Origin of the sequence: Parahaliea maris, from assembly GCF_008064665.1 — a bacterium.
Classification (GTDB): domain Bacteria; phylum Pseudomonadota; class Gammaproteobacteria; order Pseudomonadales; family Halieaceae; genus Parahaliea; species Parahaliea maris.
In genome coordinates this window covers 668,986-686,482 of the sequence record NZ_VRZA01000001.1, presented here as the reverse complement: position 1 = coordinate 686,482, position 17,497 = coordinate 668,986, and the positions used below count along the sequence as shown (strand labels likewise).

Sequence of the window (17,497 nt, the reverse complement as noted above, 5' to 3'; positions counted from 1 at the left end):
GCAACCAGGAAACGGGATTTAAGGAGATTATTGAATGGCGCAGGTGACAGTACAGCAACTCGCAGAAACTGTGAATGCCTCCGTGGAACGTCTGCTGACGCAGATGAAGGACGCCGGGTTGCCGCACAAGGCAGCCGAGGAGGCCGTTTCCGAAGAGGACAAGCAGACTCTGCTGACCTACCTGAAGCGCAGCCATGGTGAAGCCACCGAGGCACCCAAGCGCATCACGCTGAAGCGCAAGACCATCAGCACCCTGCGCACCAGCGGTTCCCAGGGCAAGAAGACGGTCAACGTGGAAGTGCGCAAGAAGCGCACCTACGTGAAGCGTGACCCGGAAGAGCTGAAGGCCGAGGCGGAAGCCGCTGCCGCGCGCGAAGCGGAAGAAGCTGCCGCACGGGAAGCCGAGGAAGCCGCCGCTCGCGAAGCGGAAGAAGCTGCCGCTGCCGCGGAAGCCGCCGCAGAGCCGGAAGTGGAAGAGGCGCCAGAGCCGGAAGTCGAAGCTGCACCGGTAGTGGAAGCGGAAGCTGAGCCGGAACCCGCGCCGGAGCCGGTCGCGTCCGAGCCGGAGCCTGTGAAGGAAGACCCGCTGGAACTGGATCCCGAGATCCTGCGCCAGCGCGCGGCCGAGCGCCGCAAGAAGAAAGAGGCCGAGGAAGCCGAAGCCCGCCGCCGCGCCATCGAAGCCAAGAAGGCCGAGGAAGAGCGCCAGAAGGCGGAAGCTGCTGCGCGCGCCGAGAAAGAGAAAGAAAAAGACGCCAAGCGCCCCAAGCGCCTGCACGATGCGCCCCAGCCGGGTGCTGGTGCTGCCGCGCAGAAGGAAGACCAGCGTCGCAAATCCGCCGGCAAAGGCCGCCTCGAGCGCCCGGCAGGCCGCGGCAAGCAGCGCGGGCACAACCTGTCGCTCAGTGACCTGGAAGCCGCCGAGGGCTACGGCCGTCGTCGTGGTGGCCGCCGCAAGCTGAAAGGATCCCACGCCGAACACGGCAAGCACGGATTCGAAATGCCCACCGAGAACCAGGTGTACGAGGTGGAGCTGGCTGACATGATCACCGTGGCCGGCCTGGCTGGCCAGATGAAGGTCAAGGCGGGTGAGGTCATCAAGGAGCTGATGAAGCTCGGTGTGATGGCTAACATCAACCAGATGATCGACCAGGATACGGCAAGCCTCGTGGTCGAGGAAATGGGTCACGCCGTCAAGCTGATCAGCGCTGACGCGCTGGAAGAAAAGCTGGAAGAGACCCTGTCCCAGCACGAGGGCACTCCGGAGCCGCGCGCCCCGGTGGTCACCGTGATGGGCCACGTCGACCACGGCAAGACCTCTCTGCTGGACTACATCCGCAAGAGCCACGTCGCCTCCGGCGAGGCGGGCGGTATTACCCAGCACATCGGTGCCTACCATGTGGAGACCGGCCACGGCATGATCTCCTTCCTGGACACCCCGGGACACGCCGCGTTTACTGCGATGCGCGCCCGCGGTGCCAAGAGTACCGATATCGTGATCCTGGTGGTGGCCGCCGACGACGGCGTGATGCCCCAGACCGAAGAGGCGGTACAGCACGCCAAGGCGGCCGGTGTGCCGCTGATCGTGGCGGTGAACAAGATCGACAAGGAAGGGGCCGACCCCGACCGCGTCAAGAACGAACTGTCCGCCAAGGAAGTGATCCCCGAGGAGTGGGGCGGCGACACCCAGTTCATCAATGTCTCCGCCCATACCGGCGAAGGCATCGAGGCCCTGCTGGATGCGGTACTGCTGCAGGCGGAACTGCTGGAACTCACCGCGCCGCGCGACGTTCCTGCCCAGGGCATCGTTATTGAATCGCGCCTGGACAAGGGCCGCGGTTCGGTGGCTTCACTGCTGGTGCAAAGCGGTACCCTGCGTCAGGGCGACATCGTGCTGGCGGGCCTGCAATACGGCCGGGTGCGCGCCATGCTGGACGAGAACGGCCAGCCCGTTGACGAGGCCGGCCCGAGTATTCCGGTGGAAATTCTCGGCCTCGACGGCACGCCCGATGCCGGTGAACAGTTCGCCGTGGTTGAGAGCGAGCGCCGTGCCCGCGAGCTGGCGGACTTCCGCCAGGAGAAGCAGCGCGACAACAAACTGCAACGCCAGCAGGCGGCCAAGCTCGACAACATGTTCGAGAGCATGACCGCCGGCGAGAAGAAGACCCTCAACGTGGTGGTCAAGGCCGACGTGCGCGGCTCGCTGGAGGCGATCCAGACCTCCCTGCTGGACCTCGGCAACGAGGAAGTCCAGGTGAACATCGTCGCCGGCGGCGTCGGCGGTATCGCCGAGACCGACGTGACCCTGGCGATGACCTCCAACGCGGTGATCTTCGGCTTCAACGTCCGTGCCGATGCTTCCGCCCGCCGCCTGGTTGAGGGTGAGGGTGTCGACCTGCGTTACTACAACGTGATCTACGACCTGATCGACGACGTCAAGCAGGCCCTGTCCGGGATGCTGGCGCCGGAGATGCGCGAGGAGATCGTCGGCATCGCCGAAGTGCGCGATGTGTTCCGTTCACCCAAGTTCGGCCTCATCGCCGGCTGTATGGTGACCGAGGGCACCGTGTACCGCGCCAAGCCCATCCGTGTCCTGCGTGACAACGTGGTGATCTACGAGGGCGAGCTGGAATCCCTGCGTCGCTTCAAGGACGACGCCGCGGAAGTGCGCAACGGCATGGAGTGCGGTATCGGTGTGAAGAACTACAATGACGTGAAGGTCGGTGACCAGATCGAAGTCTACGAGGTGAAGGAGATCGCCCGCTCCCTGTAAGGGACGGACGCTCCGGCAAAGATGGCCAAGGAATACAGCCGTACACAGCGCGTTGCCGACTACCTGCAACGCGAACTGGCCGCTCTCGTGCAGCAGGAGTTGCGCGACCCGCGGCTGGGTATGGTGAGCATCACCGGTGTCGACGTGAGCCGCGATCTGGGCTACGCCAAGGTGTACTTCACCCTGTTGGGCGCGGACTCGAAAGAGGACGCGGCGGAATCCGCCGGCGTGCTGAACAAGGCCGCGGGCTTTTTGCGCTCCCAGCTGTCCCGTGACAGCAACATGCGCAGCGTGCCGCAACTGCGCTTCTACTTCGACAGTAGCGTGGGTTACGGGCGCAACATGGAAGACCTGATCAAGCGGGCGGCGGATGCCGACCGTGAGCTGGGCCTGCGTGAAGAAGGCGCCGAGTCGGACTCAGACGCCCCCCTTGACGCAGGTCAGGGCGACAAGGGAGACGACTCCTAGTGGCACGACGGCGTCGCGGGCGGCCTGTCGACGGAATCCTGGTGCTGGACAAGCCCGGTGGGGTGAGTTCCAACCGGGCCCTGCAGCAGGCCAAGGGCCTGTACTTTGCCGCCAAGGCGGGTCATACCGGCAGCCTGGATCCGCTGGCGACCGGCGTGCTGCCGTTGTGTTTCGGGGAGGCCACCAAGTTCTCCCAGTACCTGCTGGATGCCGACAAGGGATACGACAGTACCTTTGTCCTGGGTACTGCCACCGCCACCGGTGATGCCGAAGGTGAGGTGCTCAGCGAAACCGATGCCTCCAACCTCGACGAAGCCACTGTGCGTCAGGCGCTGGAGGCCTTCCGCGGTGAGATCGAGCAGGTGCCGTCGATGTACTCGGCCATCAAGCAGGATGGCCAGCCGCTCTATAAACTGGCCCGGCAGGGCGTGGAAGTGGAGCGCAAGTCCCGGCAGGTGACCATTCACCGGCTGGAGCTGAAGGCCTTCCGCCCCGGGCCGAAGGCCGAGGTGGATATTTCGCTGGAGTGCAGCAAGGGCACCTACGTGCGCTCCGTGGCCGAGGATCTCGGTGCAGCCCTGGGCTGCGGTGCCCACGTGAGCGTATTGCGCCGCACCAAGGCCGGGCCGTTTACTCTGGCCGACGCGGTCTCCATGCCGACGCTGGAGGCCCTGAAACAGAATGACCAGCTGGCCGAAATGGACCAGTTGCTGCTGCCGGCGGATACCGCCTGCCGCGCCATGCCGCTGGTGGAGCTGACCGCTTCCGGCGGTTTTTACATGCGCCAGGGCCAGCCGGTCCAGGTGCCAAACGCGCCCTGTAATGGTATGGTGCGCGTCGCCCTGGAGACCGGTGAGTTTCTGGGCGTAGGCGAGATATTGGACGACGGGCGCGTGGCGCCCCGTCGACTGATCGTCACCGGGAGGTGACACCGAACCTGTCTGTAGATCTGCACGGACAGGCTCTTTTCATTCATGCACGGCAACACATTGAAAGCCGTGCCAGGCAGATTCAACAGAGGAATAGAGAAATGGCTTTAAACGCTGAAAAGAAAGCAGAAATCGTCAAGGAGTACCAGGTAGCTGAAGGCGACACCGGTTCCCCCGAAGTTCAAATCGCGCTGCTGACCGCAAATATCGAGCAGCTCCGGGACCACTTCGCCGAGCACAAGCAGGATCACCACTCACGTCGCGGCCTGATCCGCATGGTGAACCAGCGCCGCAAACTGCTGGACTACCTGAAGCGGAAAGATGTGACCCGCTACGCCGACCTGATCAAGCGTCTGGGTCTGCGTCGATAAGCTGCAAGACCACATACCGGGGCTAAGTGCCCCGGTTGTCATGTTAAGAATTGGAGAAAAACTGTGAATCCAGTAACTAAAACCTTCCAGTATGGCGGCCAGACCGTCACTCTGGAAACCGGCCGTATCGCCCGTCAGGCGACCGGCGCGGTTCTGGTGACCGTGGAGAACACCTCCGTACTGGTTACCGTGGTGGCGGAAAAAGCGGCCAAGGAAAACCAGCCCTTCTTCCCGCTGTCCGTACACTACCAGGAGAAAACCTACTCCGTCGGCAAGATTCCCGGCGGCTTCTTCAAGCGCGAAGCACGTCCCAGCGAGAAAGAAACCCTGACCTCGCGCCTGATCGACCGTCCGATTCGCCCGCTGTTCGCCGATGGCTTCATGAACGAAGTGCAGGTGGTGTGCACCGTGATGTCCGCCGACAAGCACATCGATCCGGACATCCCCGCCATGATCGGTACTTCCGCTGCCCTGGCGATTTCCGGTTGCCCCTTCAACGGCCCGATTGGCGCCGCTCGTGTCGGCTTCAACGAAGCCGAGGGCTACCTGCTCAACCCGACCTACGACAAGCTGAAAGAGTCCAAGCTGGACATGGTCGTTGCAGGTACTGCCGACGCGGTACTGATGGTTGAGTCCCAGGCCGACCAGCTGTCTGAAGACCAGATGCTGGGCGCCGTACTGTTCGCTCACCAGGAAATGCAGGCCGTCATCCAGGCTGTCAACGAGCTGGCCGCAGAAGCGGGCAAGCCGCGTTGGGACTGGCAGGCACCGGCCATCAACCAGGAGCTGCTGGCTGCTGTTGAAGGCCAGGTCAAGGCCGACCTGGGCGAAGCCTACCGCATCACCGAGAAAGCCCTGCGCTACGAGCGCGTGGGTGAGGTCCGCGACGCCTGTGTTGCCGCCCTGGCTGTTGAAGGCGGCCCTTCCGCCGACGACGTGAAGGATATCTTCAAGAAGGTCGAGAAGGATCTGGTACGCAAGCGCATCCTGGCTGGTGAGCCGCGCATCGATGGCCGCGACAACCGCACCGTTCGCGGCATCGCCTGCGAAGTGGACCTGCTGGCCAAAGTACACGGTTCCGCCCTGTTCACCCGTGGTGAGACCCAGGCTATCGGCGCCGTAACCCTCGGCTCCACCCGTGACGCCCAGATCATCGACGCCCTCGAAGGCGAGCGCCGTGATCCCTTCATGCTGCACTACAACTTCCCCCCCTACTCAGTGGGTGAAGCGGGCCGCATCGGTTTCACCGGCCGCCGCGAAATCGGCCACGGCCGCCTGGCCCGTCGCGGCCTGGCCGCGGTACTGCCCGGTGAGGAAGAATTCCCCTACACCGTGCGCGTGGTCTCCGAAATCACCGAGTCCAACGGTTCCAGCTCCATGGCTTCCGTGTGTGTCGGCTCCCTGGCCCTGATGGCCGCCGGCGTACCGCTGAAGGCTCCTGTAGCCGGTATCGCCATGGGCTTGGTCAAGGAAGGCAACCAGTTTGCCGTTCTGACCGACATCCTGGGTGACGAAGATCACCTCGGCGACATGGACTTCAAGGTGGCCGGTACTGCCGAGGGTGTTACCGCCCTGCAGATGGACATCAAGATCGAAGGCATCAACGAGCAGATCATGGAAATCGCCCTGGAGCAGGCCCTGCACGCCCGCCTGCACATCCTGGGTCAGATGAACGCCGTTCTGCCTGCCGCGCGCGAAGTGACTTCCGAGAACGCGCCGAGCATGGTCACCCTGAAGGTCGATTCCGACAAGATCCGCGACATCATCGGCAAGGGCGGCGCAACTATCCGCTCCATCACCGAAGAGTCCGGCGCCACTGTCGATATCGACGACGACGGCACTGTCCGCGTATTCGGTCAGGATCAGGCAGCCCGTGACAAGGCTGTGGCAATGATCGAAGAGATCACTGCAGAAGCAGAAGTTGGCGCGATCTACACCGGTAAGGTAGCCCGTATCGTCGACTTCGGCGCCTTCGTTAACATCCTGCCCGGCAAGGATGGCCTGGTCCACATTTCCCAGATCGCCAATGAGCGTGTGGAGAATGTGACCGACCACCTGAGCGAAGGCCAGGAAGTACGCGTAAAAGTTCTGGACGTTGACCAGCGTGGCCGTATCAAACTGTCCATCAAGGAACTGCTGGAAGATGAGGCTCCGGCCGAGCAAGCGCAGGAATCTGCTGATTCCTGATATCGCCTAAACGGCCGTTGATACAGGGGAGCTCCCGCGAGGGTGCTCCCCTTTTTTTCGCTTGCCCGCTGGAACATCATAGTTCGAACTGTCAATCACGCTGGGGCGCTATCAGTTTTCGCGCGTACCAAGGGGGAAGCTCTGTTTTCGTTCGGGGGCAGCGCCTGGACCGCAGGGGCATTCCGCGACACGCTGTGAATACGTCCATGTACGCTTCTACTCGGCATCCATGCCTCATAGAGTCGCTGCATGCCCCTCCGGTCCAGGCGCTTTTACTTCAGGCGTAGGCACGCTGGCACAAGTGTAGGCCCAATTAATTGTCCATGAAGCCGTTAGCTCGCTATTGCCCCCGTGGGCGATGTGGCAACCAATCAGGCGTCGCAGGCCCCGGGTGGGGTGAGGGACCGTCGGCAGCATGGATGCTGCCGTCGAGCCTACATGGACGTATTCACGGCGTGTCCTGAACCCCACCCGGGGCCTGTGATGCCGGGCTACGAAGCCCCATCCTGATTAAAGCGAAGTTCCCTCGGATCGAGGTTGACCCTCACTCGCACACCCCATACTGTACCGCCCAACTTTCCCATGCCACCCGGAGTGCCATCACCGTGAAACGCCTCGCCACCGCCCTGTGCCTTCTCGCCGCCCCCGCCATCGCCACTGCCGACGTACTCGCCTTCAAAGCCGGTGCTGCCGCCTGGCTGGCCGAGGGCAGCGGCCCCGCGTTCGATGCCGGCGAAGAGCAGCAGCTTTCATTGACCGCCGCCTTCGAACACCCCGTCCCCCTCATTCCCAACATCAAACTGCGCTACTGGGACTACGCCGAAGAGGATCGCAACCGGCCGCTGGAGCTGACCACCCTCGATGCGATTCTCTACTACGAAATACTCGACAACCCCCTGATCGACCTCGACCTGGGTGTCAGTGCGACCAACTTCCAGGACGGGAGGGCGCCGGGCCGGGGTTCCTTTGAGGGCTGGTTGCCGCAGCTGTACGGAACCGTACACGTGCCGATCTTCGGTTCCGACCTCGGTGTCTATGGTGAGGCGATGGCGACCAGCTGGGATGACACCAGCGCCTACGACCTCGAGGCCGGTCTCGCCTACACCCTGGACATGCCGGTGCTGGACCTGTCCCTGCGCCTCGGCTACCGGCAGGTGGAAAACGACTTTGATGACTTCGACGATTTCAGCGGCAAGGTCGAATTCAGAGGCTGGAGTCTCGGGCTGCTGATCGACCTCTGACAGAGGGAGTTCCGCTCAGCTGCGCGGCGCTTCCATCGGGGAATATCCACGCCGAGACGCTGCAGGCGGCTGATGTCGATGCCTTTCCACAGCCAGTTCAAAAGTCTGCATGCCAATGGTGGTGTTATATTGCTCGGTAATAACATTCGGATTCTTAAAACCGACAAATTTTTCCTCCCAAATGAGGAGAAATTCAGGGCATGGCAACACGCGGGTTCGAATCGCTAGCGCTTTATCATTTATGCATTCAAGCTTCCGATTAAATAGTCGCTACTGAATAACCAGGACGGAATTAGTGTTAGTCCAGGTGAGTTCCTCAGGAGTCAGCCGGAGTATTGCTATCACTGGTCTTTGCCACATGCGTGGTAGCGGTACCGTGCAATAATGAAGCAACATAAAGGCAGCCGATAGACAGCATCGCCAGTACGATACTGCTGTTGGCTGCCATTTGTTTCGATGCGACCCCGATGATTTGAGCTGCGAAGATAGGCCCAAAGGCAACACCGGAAAGTTGTGCTGTGCCAATGAATATTGCGCTGCGGAGACTGGGATCTAGCTCAATCAGCAGAGGCAGCTGAAAGGGGGGCACAAACATCCACACAAAGGAAAAAACGATTAGCGAACTGTAAAGCACGAGTGGGTGGCTTATGGTCATGAATAACACAATCGAGCCGATAATCAGCAGCGCACCAATAACGAAAACGCGGAAAGGCTTGAGCGCTGTAGACAGGGCTGTAGCGCACAGACCGGCGATCACCTGAGCCCCGATAGCAATGCTAATCACACTGTTAAGACTGTCGGTCGAGTAGCCGAGACTCTTTCCGATAGGAATAATATAAACCCAGAATCCGAGAATGCTCGCCAGCAGCAGCGTGATCGATAACAACGCCCAGAGGCCATGTATCGGGGGACGAGAAAAGCGATTTTCGCTTTCGATAGTTGTGTAGCTGGCAGGCATGACAAGCGCAGCAGCCATCAACACCAGGTTAGCGAAGGCGATTATGAGATACCCGCCGTCGGCCCCGGCGACGTCAACCAACCAGTGAGTAATTAGGCTAGATAATATGAATGAGGCAATAGCTTGAGCGGTGACATAAACTGCGAACGCGCGTCCTGGTGACGCCGATCTGGAAAGTAGTCCCAGTAGCACCCACAGAAGCACGCCGGAGCAGAGTCCACTGATACCGCGAAGGACGACAACCTGAATACCGCTGCTTATGACGGTGAGGCTGTTGACCACTAATGCTCCCAGCAGGGCGATGATGGTGATCGGCTTTAGCCTGTTGGGCTTTAACAGGATCGCTGCCACTGTTGTAGCGAAAACCATGCCCAGCGCTTCCGATGTGGCAGACTGTCCAATTTGCACGACGTTGAGGTGGCCGCGGTCGAGGAGACCGCCCAATAGCAAGGGCTGTAGTGCGGGGATACAGCCCGAAATAACACCCATGCTGATAACAACGGAAAATTCGACTGGCGTGAAACTTTGGGTAAGACTTGATGACATACTGTTTTCCTGTAATGGCGCTTGGCGTAGGAAAGCGTTTTGAATGAAGCAGCATCGGCAGGACGCGCTATTTTTTTAGCAGATGCCTCCTACGTTTTGCGACATTCAGGCGCCTGATACTACAAGCTGAAGCGATCGTCAGCCTATACATTGACGGGTCTGGTACATCATATTGCCGATATACCGAGACACTATTGCTATTGATGTGTAGTACAGCAGAACAAATATCATACCCGCAATTTTTGCCGGACATTCAAGCCCCAGGAACACTCAACTTCGGAACTTTTTTTTGGCTTTCGGCGTCGTAAGGGAATGGTCGCTGATCTCCCTTGCGTGAACGTTGAGCCCAATCAACGAGATAGGCACGAATCGCTTTGGTATCTTCTGTGTCTAGTACGTCGCCGAAACTGGCCATACCGCCAGCTTCCATCAAACCCTGAAGAACTATCAAATCAAACGCATCGAATACACCCTGTGACATTCGTCGTAAATCTGGCACTACTGTGTCCTCTCCTACGACGCCATGACATATAGCGCAGTGCTGCTGATAGCGTGCAACACCCTCTGCTATCAGATCGGCATCTTGTGGTTTGTCGTCGCGCATAAATGGCTGTAATTGAATTTTGTCGGCGGGTTCTACCTCGCTACCATCAAGTTTTAGTACCACCAGACGCCCTGCATTGGAGTATTTACTCGTCGTGTCCGGACCTAGGGGTTCGGCCTTTGGACCATTCCACCCGACCCCTAGAGCGATATATTGTTCGTCGCCAACAGAGTAACTGATCGGTGGCGCGATAATTCCGGTTCCGAAAAATATCTCATGTAGTTGTTCACCGTTCTTCGCGTTGAAAAACCGTAGGTAGCCGTCTTCAGATCCGTTAATAACCAGATCGCCCGCGGTGGCAAGCACACCGCCATTGGTCAGCGTGTCAAACTTCACTGTCCAGGCTGCCCGTTGGAGAACCGGGTCCCATGCCAGTAATTGCCCATAGAGTTTTCCTTCAAGGTCACGGTCGGTGAGCGTGGATACGTCGTGTCCAGTCATAAACCAGGTGATTCGATCCGAACCCCAGACAAACCCATACTCGCGGGCAGGAATATATACGAGCCGGGTTTCCGGGCTCCATGCCATCGGTGGCCAGTTGTGGCCGCCATAGGCGGAAGGGAATATCAGCCGTGCCTGATTTTCAAAATTGGCTTCTTCGGTCAGAATCGGCCGACCCGTGGTCATGTCAATTCCCTCGGCCCAATTAACATACGCGTAATTATCAGCCGAAATCAGCTCACCGGTTTCACGGTCGAGTACATAGAAAAATCCATTCTTTGGCGCTTGCATTAGCACCTTTCGCCGTCGGCCTTCGATCTCAAGATCTGCGAGTATCATGTGCTGGGTGGCAGTGAAGTCCCAGCTTTCGCCAGGTGTAGTCTGATAGTGCCAGGCTAGCCGTCCGTTATCTGGATTGATCGCCAAAATCGAGGACAGAAACAGGCCATCTCCGCCTGCAGGATTCCAGCTACCGAAAGGCCCGCCATTGCCCGTTCCGACATAGAGCAAATTCAGTTCGGGGTCAAAAGCGAAGGAGTCCCAGGGGTTTCCGCCACCGCCGACCGACCAATCGCGATCCTGGTTCCAGGTTTCCATCGCCATTTCCATTTCAGGATGCTCGAATCCGTTCGCTGGATCTCCCGGAACTACGTAAAAGCGCCACAGTAGTTCGCCGCTCTCTGCACTGTAGGCGGAAAAAAAACCACGAGTGCCATAATCTCCACCGCCGTTACCAATAATGACTTTTCCGTTGACGACTCGGGGTGCGCCAGTAATTGTCAACCATGGTTTAGAGTCGGTAGTATTGGCTGACCAGATCTCCTTGCCAGTTGTGCCGTCGATGGCGATAAGGCGGCCGTCGTAAGCTCCGACAAAAACTTTTCCCTTCCACACCGCTACGCCGCGATTTACTGGTTTACAGCAACCTTGTCGGGCCCAGGCTCCCGGTACTTTTGGATCATACATCCACAGTTTTTTACCTGTGCGCGCGTCAAAAGCGAAAACGCGGCCCCAACTCGAGCTGACGTACATTTTCCCGTTTACAACGATGGGTGAAGCCTCAATTCCAAACCGATGGCTTTGCAGATCGGCTTGCCACGCCAAGCCAAGTCTTGAAACAGTGGAGGTGTTGATACTATCCAGTGGTGAGAACCGTTGCTCGCTCCAAGTCCGGCCGTGGCTCCACCAGTTTCCCGGGTCTAGTTCCAGTTGGGGCACGGTGGAAGCGTCGACAGCAGCCAGTGGTATTTTTGGCTGATGAACCCTAGCATCGGCTAGCGAATTTTCCTCTGCGAAATCCGATGTGTCGAATGATTTGCAAGACTGTAGTGTGAGCACCAGCGGAATAAGGAACATCGCCAGGCAGACTCTGATAATTCTCATGCAAATATACCCTTCAATTTTTATATGTTCGAACTGTTATCCCGCAGTGCAGCGAAGTCACCTCGCAGATAATAAACCGACCGGGCGGTTTGGTCAATGACATCTAACTTTGTGTTTGTTGCAAGTGATCGGGTTTGGTAGGGTGAGGTTCGCCCGTTCCAGCGTTCGAATGTGTGTTAATAGCGCGTCGTTTTGGCAAGACAGCGGGGGCTGGCATCGGCAGAAACTCGTGGATTACTGCTAGCTGCTGCGAAGACACTCTTGGTGAATCAGAAAAGTCCTCGCGGCACCATTGCTAAGCGCAGTTCGAGCAGTGCCGCAGCAACCAGTGTAACATGCAGTATCAGGGCTGTAGCTAGTTAAACAGCTCACTGTGCGGGTGATCTGGCTGATCTTGCCCGACATCGCTCACGGCGGATATCAGTTCGCCGAGTGTTAATTCAGGCGGCCGAATAACCTCCATCGACTGCTAGAGCAGTACCGGTAATAAAGCTCGCCTCGTCTGAAGCCAGAAAGGCAATAGCATTAGCCACTTCTTCAGCGGTCCCGAGGCGATTCATTGGATATTTTGTTACGAGTTCCGTATGCGCCACAATCTTACTGTCGCCGCTGAGCCGGGTCTCGAGGTGTCCGGGGCATACTGAATTTACTCTAATATTATACTCTGCGTAATCTAGAGCTATTGAACGGGTAAGATTTACGACAGCACCTTTGCTAGCGCAATACGAAGTAGCTCCCGTAGTGGAAACGAGCCCCATTACAGATGCGGTGGCGACGATAGAGCCTCCGCCGCAACGTTTCATGGCCGGTATAGCATGTTTGGCACAGAGGAAAACGCCGGCCACATTGACGTCCATTACCTTCTGCCAGTTCTCAAGATCACAATCTTCCGCCTTGCCTAGACCCGGTACACCTGCATTGGCGATCATGATGTTCAGTGTTCCCCAGCGGTTTTCGGCCTCTTGTACCATGCGGAGGACATCACTTTCAATTGCGACATCACCACTTTGAAATATCACCTCCAGACCTTGTTTGCGTAGTTCGCGAGCAGACTGTTCACCGCTATCGCCTCGATCCACCAAGAGTACACAGGCACCTTCTTTGGCCAGATGTCGAACAGTAGCGAGTCCGATGGAACCAGCACCACCAGTGACGATTGCCACTTTGTTTTTGAATCGCATTGTATCTGCCTCCAGAGAAGTCATAGATATTTGGTCGTCGAGGAATACTCGGTAATCGTGAAATCGTCGAATTGGCTTCTAATGTGATAGTTCCCATTCTATTAGCGGAATCCGGTTCAGGGCTGGGTTTACCTGCTTAACGATGATCTGATCATATACATCCCATTTGAAGAATGGCTCATGGGATATCCAATCGCGAACGACACGCTCGCAAGATGCCTCAAAAATGTAGATTGAACCGGTCTGATTGTTACTGTCGTCGGTCATGGCACCAGCGAATTTGATTAGAGAATCCCGGGCTAACACATAGGTACGGTGGTCCGTCCTTAATTCGTTCCGCCTCGGCATGTTATGTGGCTCCGGATCAAGCCCGATTACGAGATAAAACGGCACGTTCATAGCCTCCCGATGTTCATGGACATCCACTGGTATCGACCGGATACCTATTTGTCAAAAAACCACGCCTGGCTGGTGACAAGGTGACTGTTCACTGTGAATACAGACTCGATTCAAGTTGGTACCGAGCCTTGCTAAAAACATTACTCAATCCCTATTACGCGCATGGCGTCTGACACGCTCTTCATACCGCAGTGACCGGTATGACCCCCGTCCACGGGGATTTCCGCTCCAGAAATAAAGGTCGACTCATCCGAGAGTAAATACACAATCAGACCGGTAATGTCTTCGGGCTGTCCGAGCCGTCCAAGTGGGGTCTCGCCGACAAGCTTGTCAGTCACTGAAGCAGGTACATTGCTTGTCATGGGTGTCTCGATTGCGCCCGGCATTACGGTATTGACACGAATTCCCTTTGGTCCTAGTTCAAGGCTGGCGGCGCGTGAAAGTCCGCGCAGAGCCCATTTGCTGGAGCTGTAGGCCACAGCGTAGTGGCCTGTTATAGCTGCAATGGAAGCGATATTTACGATAGATGAGCCTGCACTCATTAGTGGTGAAAGTGTCTGTATAGCCAGTAGTGCTCCGGTGCAGTTCACAGAAAACGCCTGATTCCATTCTCCCAAACATACGGTACCCAAGCGATCCCGATTGGATATTCCTGCGTTGTTTACAAGTCCGTCGAGTTTTCCGTACCTGTTCTTGATCCATTCCCTGAGCTGGATCCAGTCTGCCTCGCTGGTGACATCCAGTTTATGCTGGCTTATGCCGGCCGAGTTATAGGGAATCTTCGTGAGATCCGCAGCGATAACGTAAGCGCCTTGGTGAGCAAGCGTCTGTGCCAGCAGAGCGCCGATACCTCCCGCCGCGCCAGTTACAACGATAACTTTTTTAGCTAGGCGGCGGTACATGAATTCATCCAAAAGTGGCATCCGAAGAAAAGTGTCAGGAGACTGTGCAGTTCACAAGTTTCGCTACCGACGTTCACGGTCTCCAACAAAGGCGGAAGTCATAGCGCGCAGAATTCAACTGCTCGCGTTGCGCAGCCCGGCAAACATTCGATCCCAGGTAATGCGGATATTCCTTTCTACCTTTTCCTCTACACGTTGGTCGCAGGATATGTAGCCACGGTAATCCAGCTTGCACTCAGACTCGGCTAACGCAATTACTTTTCCTATCGCCACATAGGCATCGATAAGTCCAGGGCGATCCCCCACTATTGAGAGGATCAAAATTTTGTCTACTGCGTCCTGATAGTCCAGTCGCTCACTGACAGGCTTTTCCATTCCATGGTTATAGATATGGCGGATCATGCCAACACCTTCACCTTCGCATTCGACACGTTGAATCGTGATTAACCCGTCTGTCGGCCACCAGTTACTAATCGCACTGAAATCTTCCAGCAGCGACCAGATTGTGCTGGCGGGAACATCGAATCTTGAGCTGGCTGAAATTTCCATGAGTATTGTCGGTCAGTCAATTTGTGAGCGATATGCCTGAGGTGGTATGTGTATTGTGGAGCCTTGATTAGTGTAGTATAGTCCGACCGGACGGTTTGGTCAACGGGCCGAGATGGCCAGGAGTTTTCTATATTTTTCAAATTCAGGGCGTGTAACGATGCCAGTTCTGGTGTGGAACACAGTGCGTCAGGCACTAATTGAGCTGGCCTCCTGAGGGAGGAAGCTGGATCCAGAGAGCCTGCTGGCACGGCAGCTGGAGGTAAAATTATGGCGGATAAACTTTTTGATTTCACATCCAGAGTCGTGTTGATTACGGGAGGAAGCCGTGGACTTGGGAAAGCGATGGCACTCGCATTTGCTGAGCGTGGCGCCGATATTATAGTTGCGAGCCGCAAGTTCGATCAATGTGAAGCGGTCGCCCGAGAAATCCGGTCTATGGGGCGCAGGGCGCTAGCTGTTGCCGCCCACGTTGGAAAATGGGGAGATCTTGAATTTCTTGTATCGGCAGCCTACGAAGAATTCGGTCAAGTTGATATATTGATTAACAATGCTGGTATGTCGCCACTTGCTGATTCCCTTCTCGACGTTAACGAGGACCTTTTTGACAAGATAACTGCGGTCAATTTCAAGGGGCCATACAGGCTGGCCTGCCTTGTGGGTAGCCGGATGGCTGAAGGGGAGGGTGGTTCCATCATCAATATTTCCTCAATCGGAGCGCAGTTGCCTTCGCCGTATTTCGGGCCCTATGCCGGCGCCAAGGCAGCGCTTAACGCGGTATCGACAGCCCTGGCCATGGAATACGCACCGAAAGTCAGAGTGAATGTCATTTCGCCAGGCGGATTTCTTACCGATATCGCGGGTGATTGGGCTGATGATGACCAGGGCTTGAGCGGTGTGATACTTCGTAGATTTGGTCATCCCGAAGAGATCGTTACAACAGCCCTGTATCTAGCAAGTTCGCATTCTTCCTTCACCACTAATGCCAATATTCGTGTAGACGGTGGTTGTCTCGCGGTAAAAGCCTGAGTACTGCTGTATGCCATTGCTTCGCTTTTTGCTGATGTATGGTTAAGGCCGTTGAATAGAACCTCTAGCGGAGCCGCCCTGTGAAGAACGAGCATGGAATCATACAGCTTAGTTGCTTTTCTTGTGGCTATTCTGGCCAGCTAGATCAATGCTTTCTGAAGAGGCAGCCGTTTGTAAGCGGACAACTGTTACAGGCTTTACTCGCGGCCGGAATTGTATCTTGCCCTTCCTGCAGGGACGATCATGTGATTATGGTTAGTCCAGCAGGTGAACTGGAGAAAAACCCTGTAGTGGTCTGCCGCCGCCCCTATTCCATTGGCGAATTGGCTCGATCAAAAAATGTAGAGATACATGGCGGTTCCACATCTGTATTCATCCCCTATGGCATGGATGGGAAGGACGCATCAAGGCGGGCGCCGTATTGCGATCTGAAGAGTGCACCGGACGCGCTACAACAGTTGCCCGAAGTGGTGTACTCGAATGAGTTGAGTGATTGTTATGGCGGCAGTAGTCAGCTAGAGCAACTACTGCGGCAGGTAAACAGCTTTCCTTCCCTCACTTCACTTGGGTGTGGATTGGAAGTGTCTCCTTACGACGGCGGTTACCTGGCCTACGGGTACCTGGATCTCGCTCGTTTTCCACTGGAAAAGAACTCCTTTTCCAGCACAATGCAACTGGCGCAGCGTCTGATGGCAGTTCTTGGTGAGTTTGCTTGCGCGTCCAAGAAGTTTGTTATAACTGTAAAAGTAGGTATATACGAGCTGCGCCCGATTTTTATACTTGATGTTGAGGCGGTAGGCGCTGGCACCACGGCGGGAGATGCATTCAATAACTGGGAAGGTGGCTTGCATCTAATCGGCGATGCGCTAAAGCAAGTTGAGGATGGCTGGCATTTTATTCGCTGACGGGAAAATAGGGAGTAACGCATTTATGGAAATGACTGACACTTACGTGAATCGTCAACAGGAGATCATTCGTGCCAGTGCCGCGTTGTTTGATCGTGTTGGCTACCACGGTGCCTCTATGAACATGATCGCCGAGGCAGTAAACCTGGGGAAACCGACACTGTATCACTACTTTCGCAGTAAAAGTGAAATCCTATTTGCGATGCACAGAGAATTGATGTCCGTTCTCGTGGATGCCCACAATGCCAGGCAGCAAGAGACGTCAAGACCCGATGAGTTGCTGAGGGGGCTGTGCTACGACACGATCAAGTTTATTGTCGAGCATCCCGGTTATACGAGAGCATTTTTTGAGCACTATCATGATCTCGACGAATCGCAGCGTAGCGCCCTTTCCGAGCATCGCAAGAGTTATCTCAACATGGTGATCGAACTGATTAGGTCCGGAATAAAGGATGGCTTGTTCGCGGAGTGCGATGTGAGAAACACCGCACTGGCCTTCCTTGGCGCGTGTAACTGGACCTATCAATGGATGCCAAGCGATAGGCGGCTCGATGTGTCTGCTGTTGCCGAGAATCTATCCAGACTCTTTCTAAGTGGCCTGATGCGAAGATAACCGTTTTCTGCGTCGGCTGAT

15 protein-coding genes are annotated in these 17,497 nt (G+C 56.6%); 9 read left to right on the top strand and 6 right to left on the bottom strand.

The features are described from left to right. Positions 1 to 34 precede the first annotated feature (34 nt). From infB to FV139_RS03015, 6 genes are all read left to right on the top strand, one after another. Entirely contained in the window at positions 35 to 2,773 is a 2,739-nt protein-coding gene (infB, locus tag FV139_RS03040; RefSeq protein WP_148066746.1) for a translation initiation factor IF-2, read from the top strand. 21 nt (positions 2,774 to 2,794) lie between these two features. After that, positions 2,795 to 3,241: a 30S ribosome-binding factor RbfA gene (gene rbfA / locus FV139_RS03035; protein WP_148066745.1), complete on the top strand. Its 447-nt coding sequence runs from the start codon at positions 2,795 to 2,797 to the stop codon at positions 3,239 to 3,241. Beyond that, on the top strand, positions 3,241 to 4,170 hold the full coding sequence (gene truB, locus FV139_RS03030) for a tRNA pseudouridine(55) synthase TruB (protein ID WP_148066744.1): 930 nt from the start codon (positions 3,241 to 3,243) through the stop codon (positions 4,168 to 4,170). Before rbfA ends, truB begins: the two co-directional genes overlap by 1 nt. Positions 4,171 to 4,271: 101 nt before the next feature. After that, entirely contained in the window at positions 4,272 to 4,541 is a 270-nt protein-coding gene (rpsO, locus tag FV139_RS03025) for a 30S ribosomal protein S15 (protein ID WP_148066743.1), read from the top strand. Positions 4,542 to 4,604: 63 nt separating this feature from the next. Further along, on the top strand, positions 4,605 to 6,728 hold the full coding sequence (gene pnp / locus FV139_RS03020) for a polyribonucleotide nucleotidyltransferase (RefSeq protein WP_148066742.1): 2,124 nt from the start codon (positions 4,605 to 4,607) through the stop codon (positions 6,726 to 6,728). A gap of 605 nt (positions 6,729 to 7,333) precedes the next feature. After that, the gene (locus FV139_RS03015) at positions 7,334 to 7,969 is read left to right on the top strand and encodes a TIGR04219 family outer membrane beta-barrel protein (RefSeq protein ID WP_187276373.1); all 636 of its coding nucleotides are present in this window, start codon (positions 7,334 to 7,336) and stop codon (positions 7,967 to 7,969) included. 316 nt (positions 7,970 to 8,285) lie between these two features. On the opposite strand, the gene FV139_RS03010 is transcribed toward FV139_RS03015, so the two are convergent. The 6 genes from FV139_RS03010 to FV139_RS02985 form a co-directional block, all read right to left on the bottom strand. After that, a complete protein-coding gene (locus FV139_RS03010) occupies positions 8,286 to 9,473 on the bottom strand; it encodes an MFS transporter (RefSeq protein ID WP_148066740.1) in 1,188 nt (395 codons plus the stop codon). Between the two features lie 253 nt (positions 9,474 to 9,726). Continuing rightward, on the bottom strand, positions 9,727 to 11,901 hold the full coding sequence (locus FV139_RS03005) for a PQQ-dependent dehydrogenase, methanol/ethanol family (protein WP_148066739.1): 2,175 nt from the start codon (positions 11,899 to 11,901) through the stop codon (positions 9,727 to 9,729). 440 nt (positions 11,902 to 12,341) lie between these two features. Beyond that, entirely contained in the window at positions 12,342 to 13,082 is a 741-nt protein-coding gene (locus FV139_RS03000) for an SDR family NAD(P)-dependent oxidoreductase (protein ID WP_213004006.1), read from the bottom strand. A 78-nt stretch (positions 13,083 to 13,160) separates the two neighbouring features. Then, positions 13,161 to 13,481 (bottom strand): YciI family protein, encoded by a 321-nt coding sequence (locus FV139_RS21360; protein WP_148066738.1) that lies wholly within the window; start codon positions 13,479 to 13,481, stop codon positions 13,161 to 13,163. Positions 13,482 to 13,621: 140 nt separating this feature from the next. Further along, entirely contained in the window at positions 13,622 to 14,395 is a 774-nt protein-coding gene (locus FV139_RS02990) for an SDR family NAD(P)-dependent oxidoreductase (RefSeq protein ID WP_213004005.1), read from the bottom strand. Between the two features lie 102 nt (positions 14,396 to 14,497). Then, positions 14,498 to 14,932 carry an SRPBCC family protein gene (locus FV139_RS02985; protein ID WP_148066737.1) on the bottom strand — a complete coding sequence of 145 codons (435 nt, stop codon included), beginning with the start codon at positions 14,930 to 14,932 and terminating at the stop codon, positions 14,498 to 14,500. 267 nt (positions 14,933 to 15,199) lie between these two features. Between FV139_RS02985 and FV139_RS02980 the strand changes: the two genes are divergently transcribed. The 3 genes from FV139_RS02980 to FV139_RS02970 all read left to right on the top strand — a co-directional run bounded on the left by FV139_RS02980 (position 15,200) and on the right by FV139_RS02970 (position 17,476). Further along, positions 15,200 to 15,958 carry an SDR family NAD(P)-dependent oxidoreductase gene (locus FV139_RS02980; RefSeq protein ID WP_148066736.1) on the top strand — a complete coding sequence of 253 codons (759 nt, stop codon included), beginning with the start codon at positions 15,200 to 15,202 and terminating at the stop codon, positions 15,956 to 15,958. Between the two features lie 245 nt (positions 15,959 to 16,203). Continuing rightward, complete coding sequence (locus FV139_RS02975; protein WP_148066735.1) at positions 16,204 to 16,863, top strand: hypothetical protein; 660 nt, start codon at positions 16,204 to 16,206, stop codon at positions 16,861 to 16,863. Positions 16,864 to 16,888: 25 nt separating this feature from the next. After that, the gene (locus FV139_RS02970) at positions 16,889 to 17,476 is read left to right on the top strand and encodes a TetR/AcrR family transcriptional regulator (protein ID WP_187276372.1); all 588 of its coding nucleotides are present in this window, start codon (positions 16,889 to 16,891) and stop codon (positions 17,474 to 17,476) included. Positions 17,477 to 17,497 lie beyond the last annotated feature (21 nt).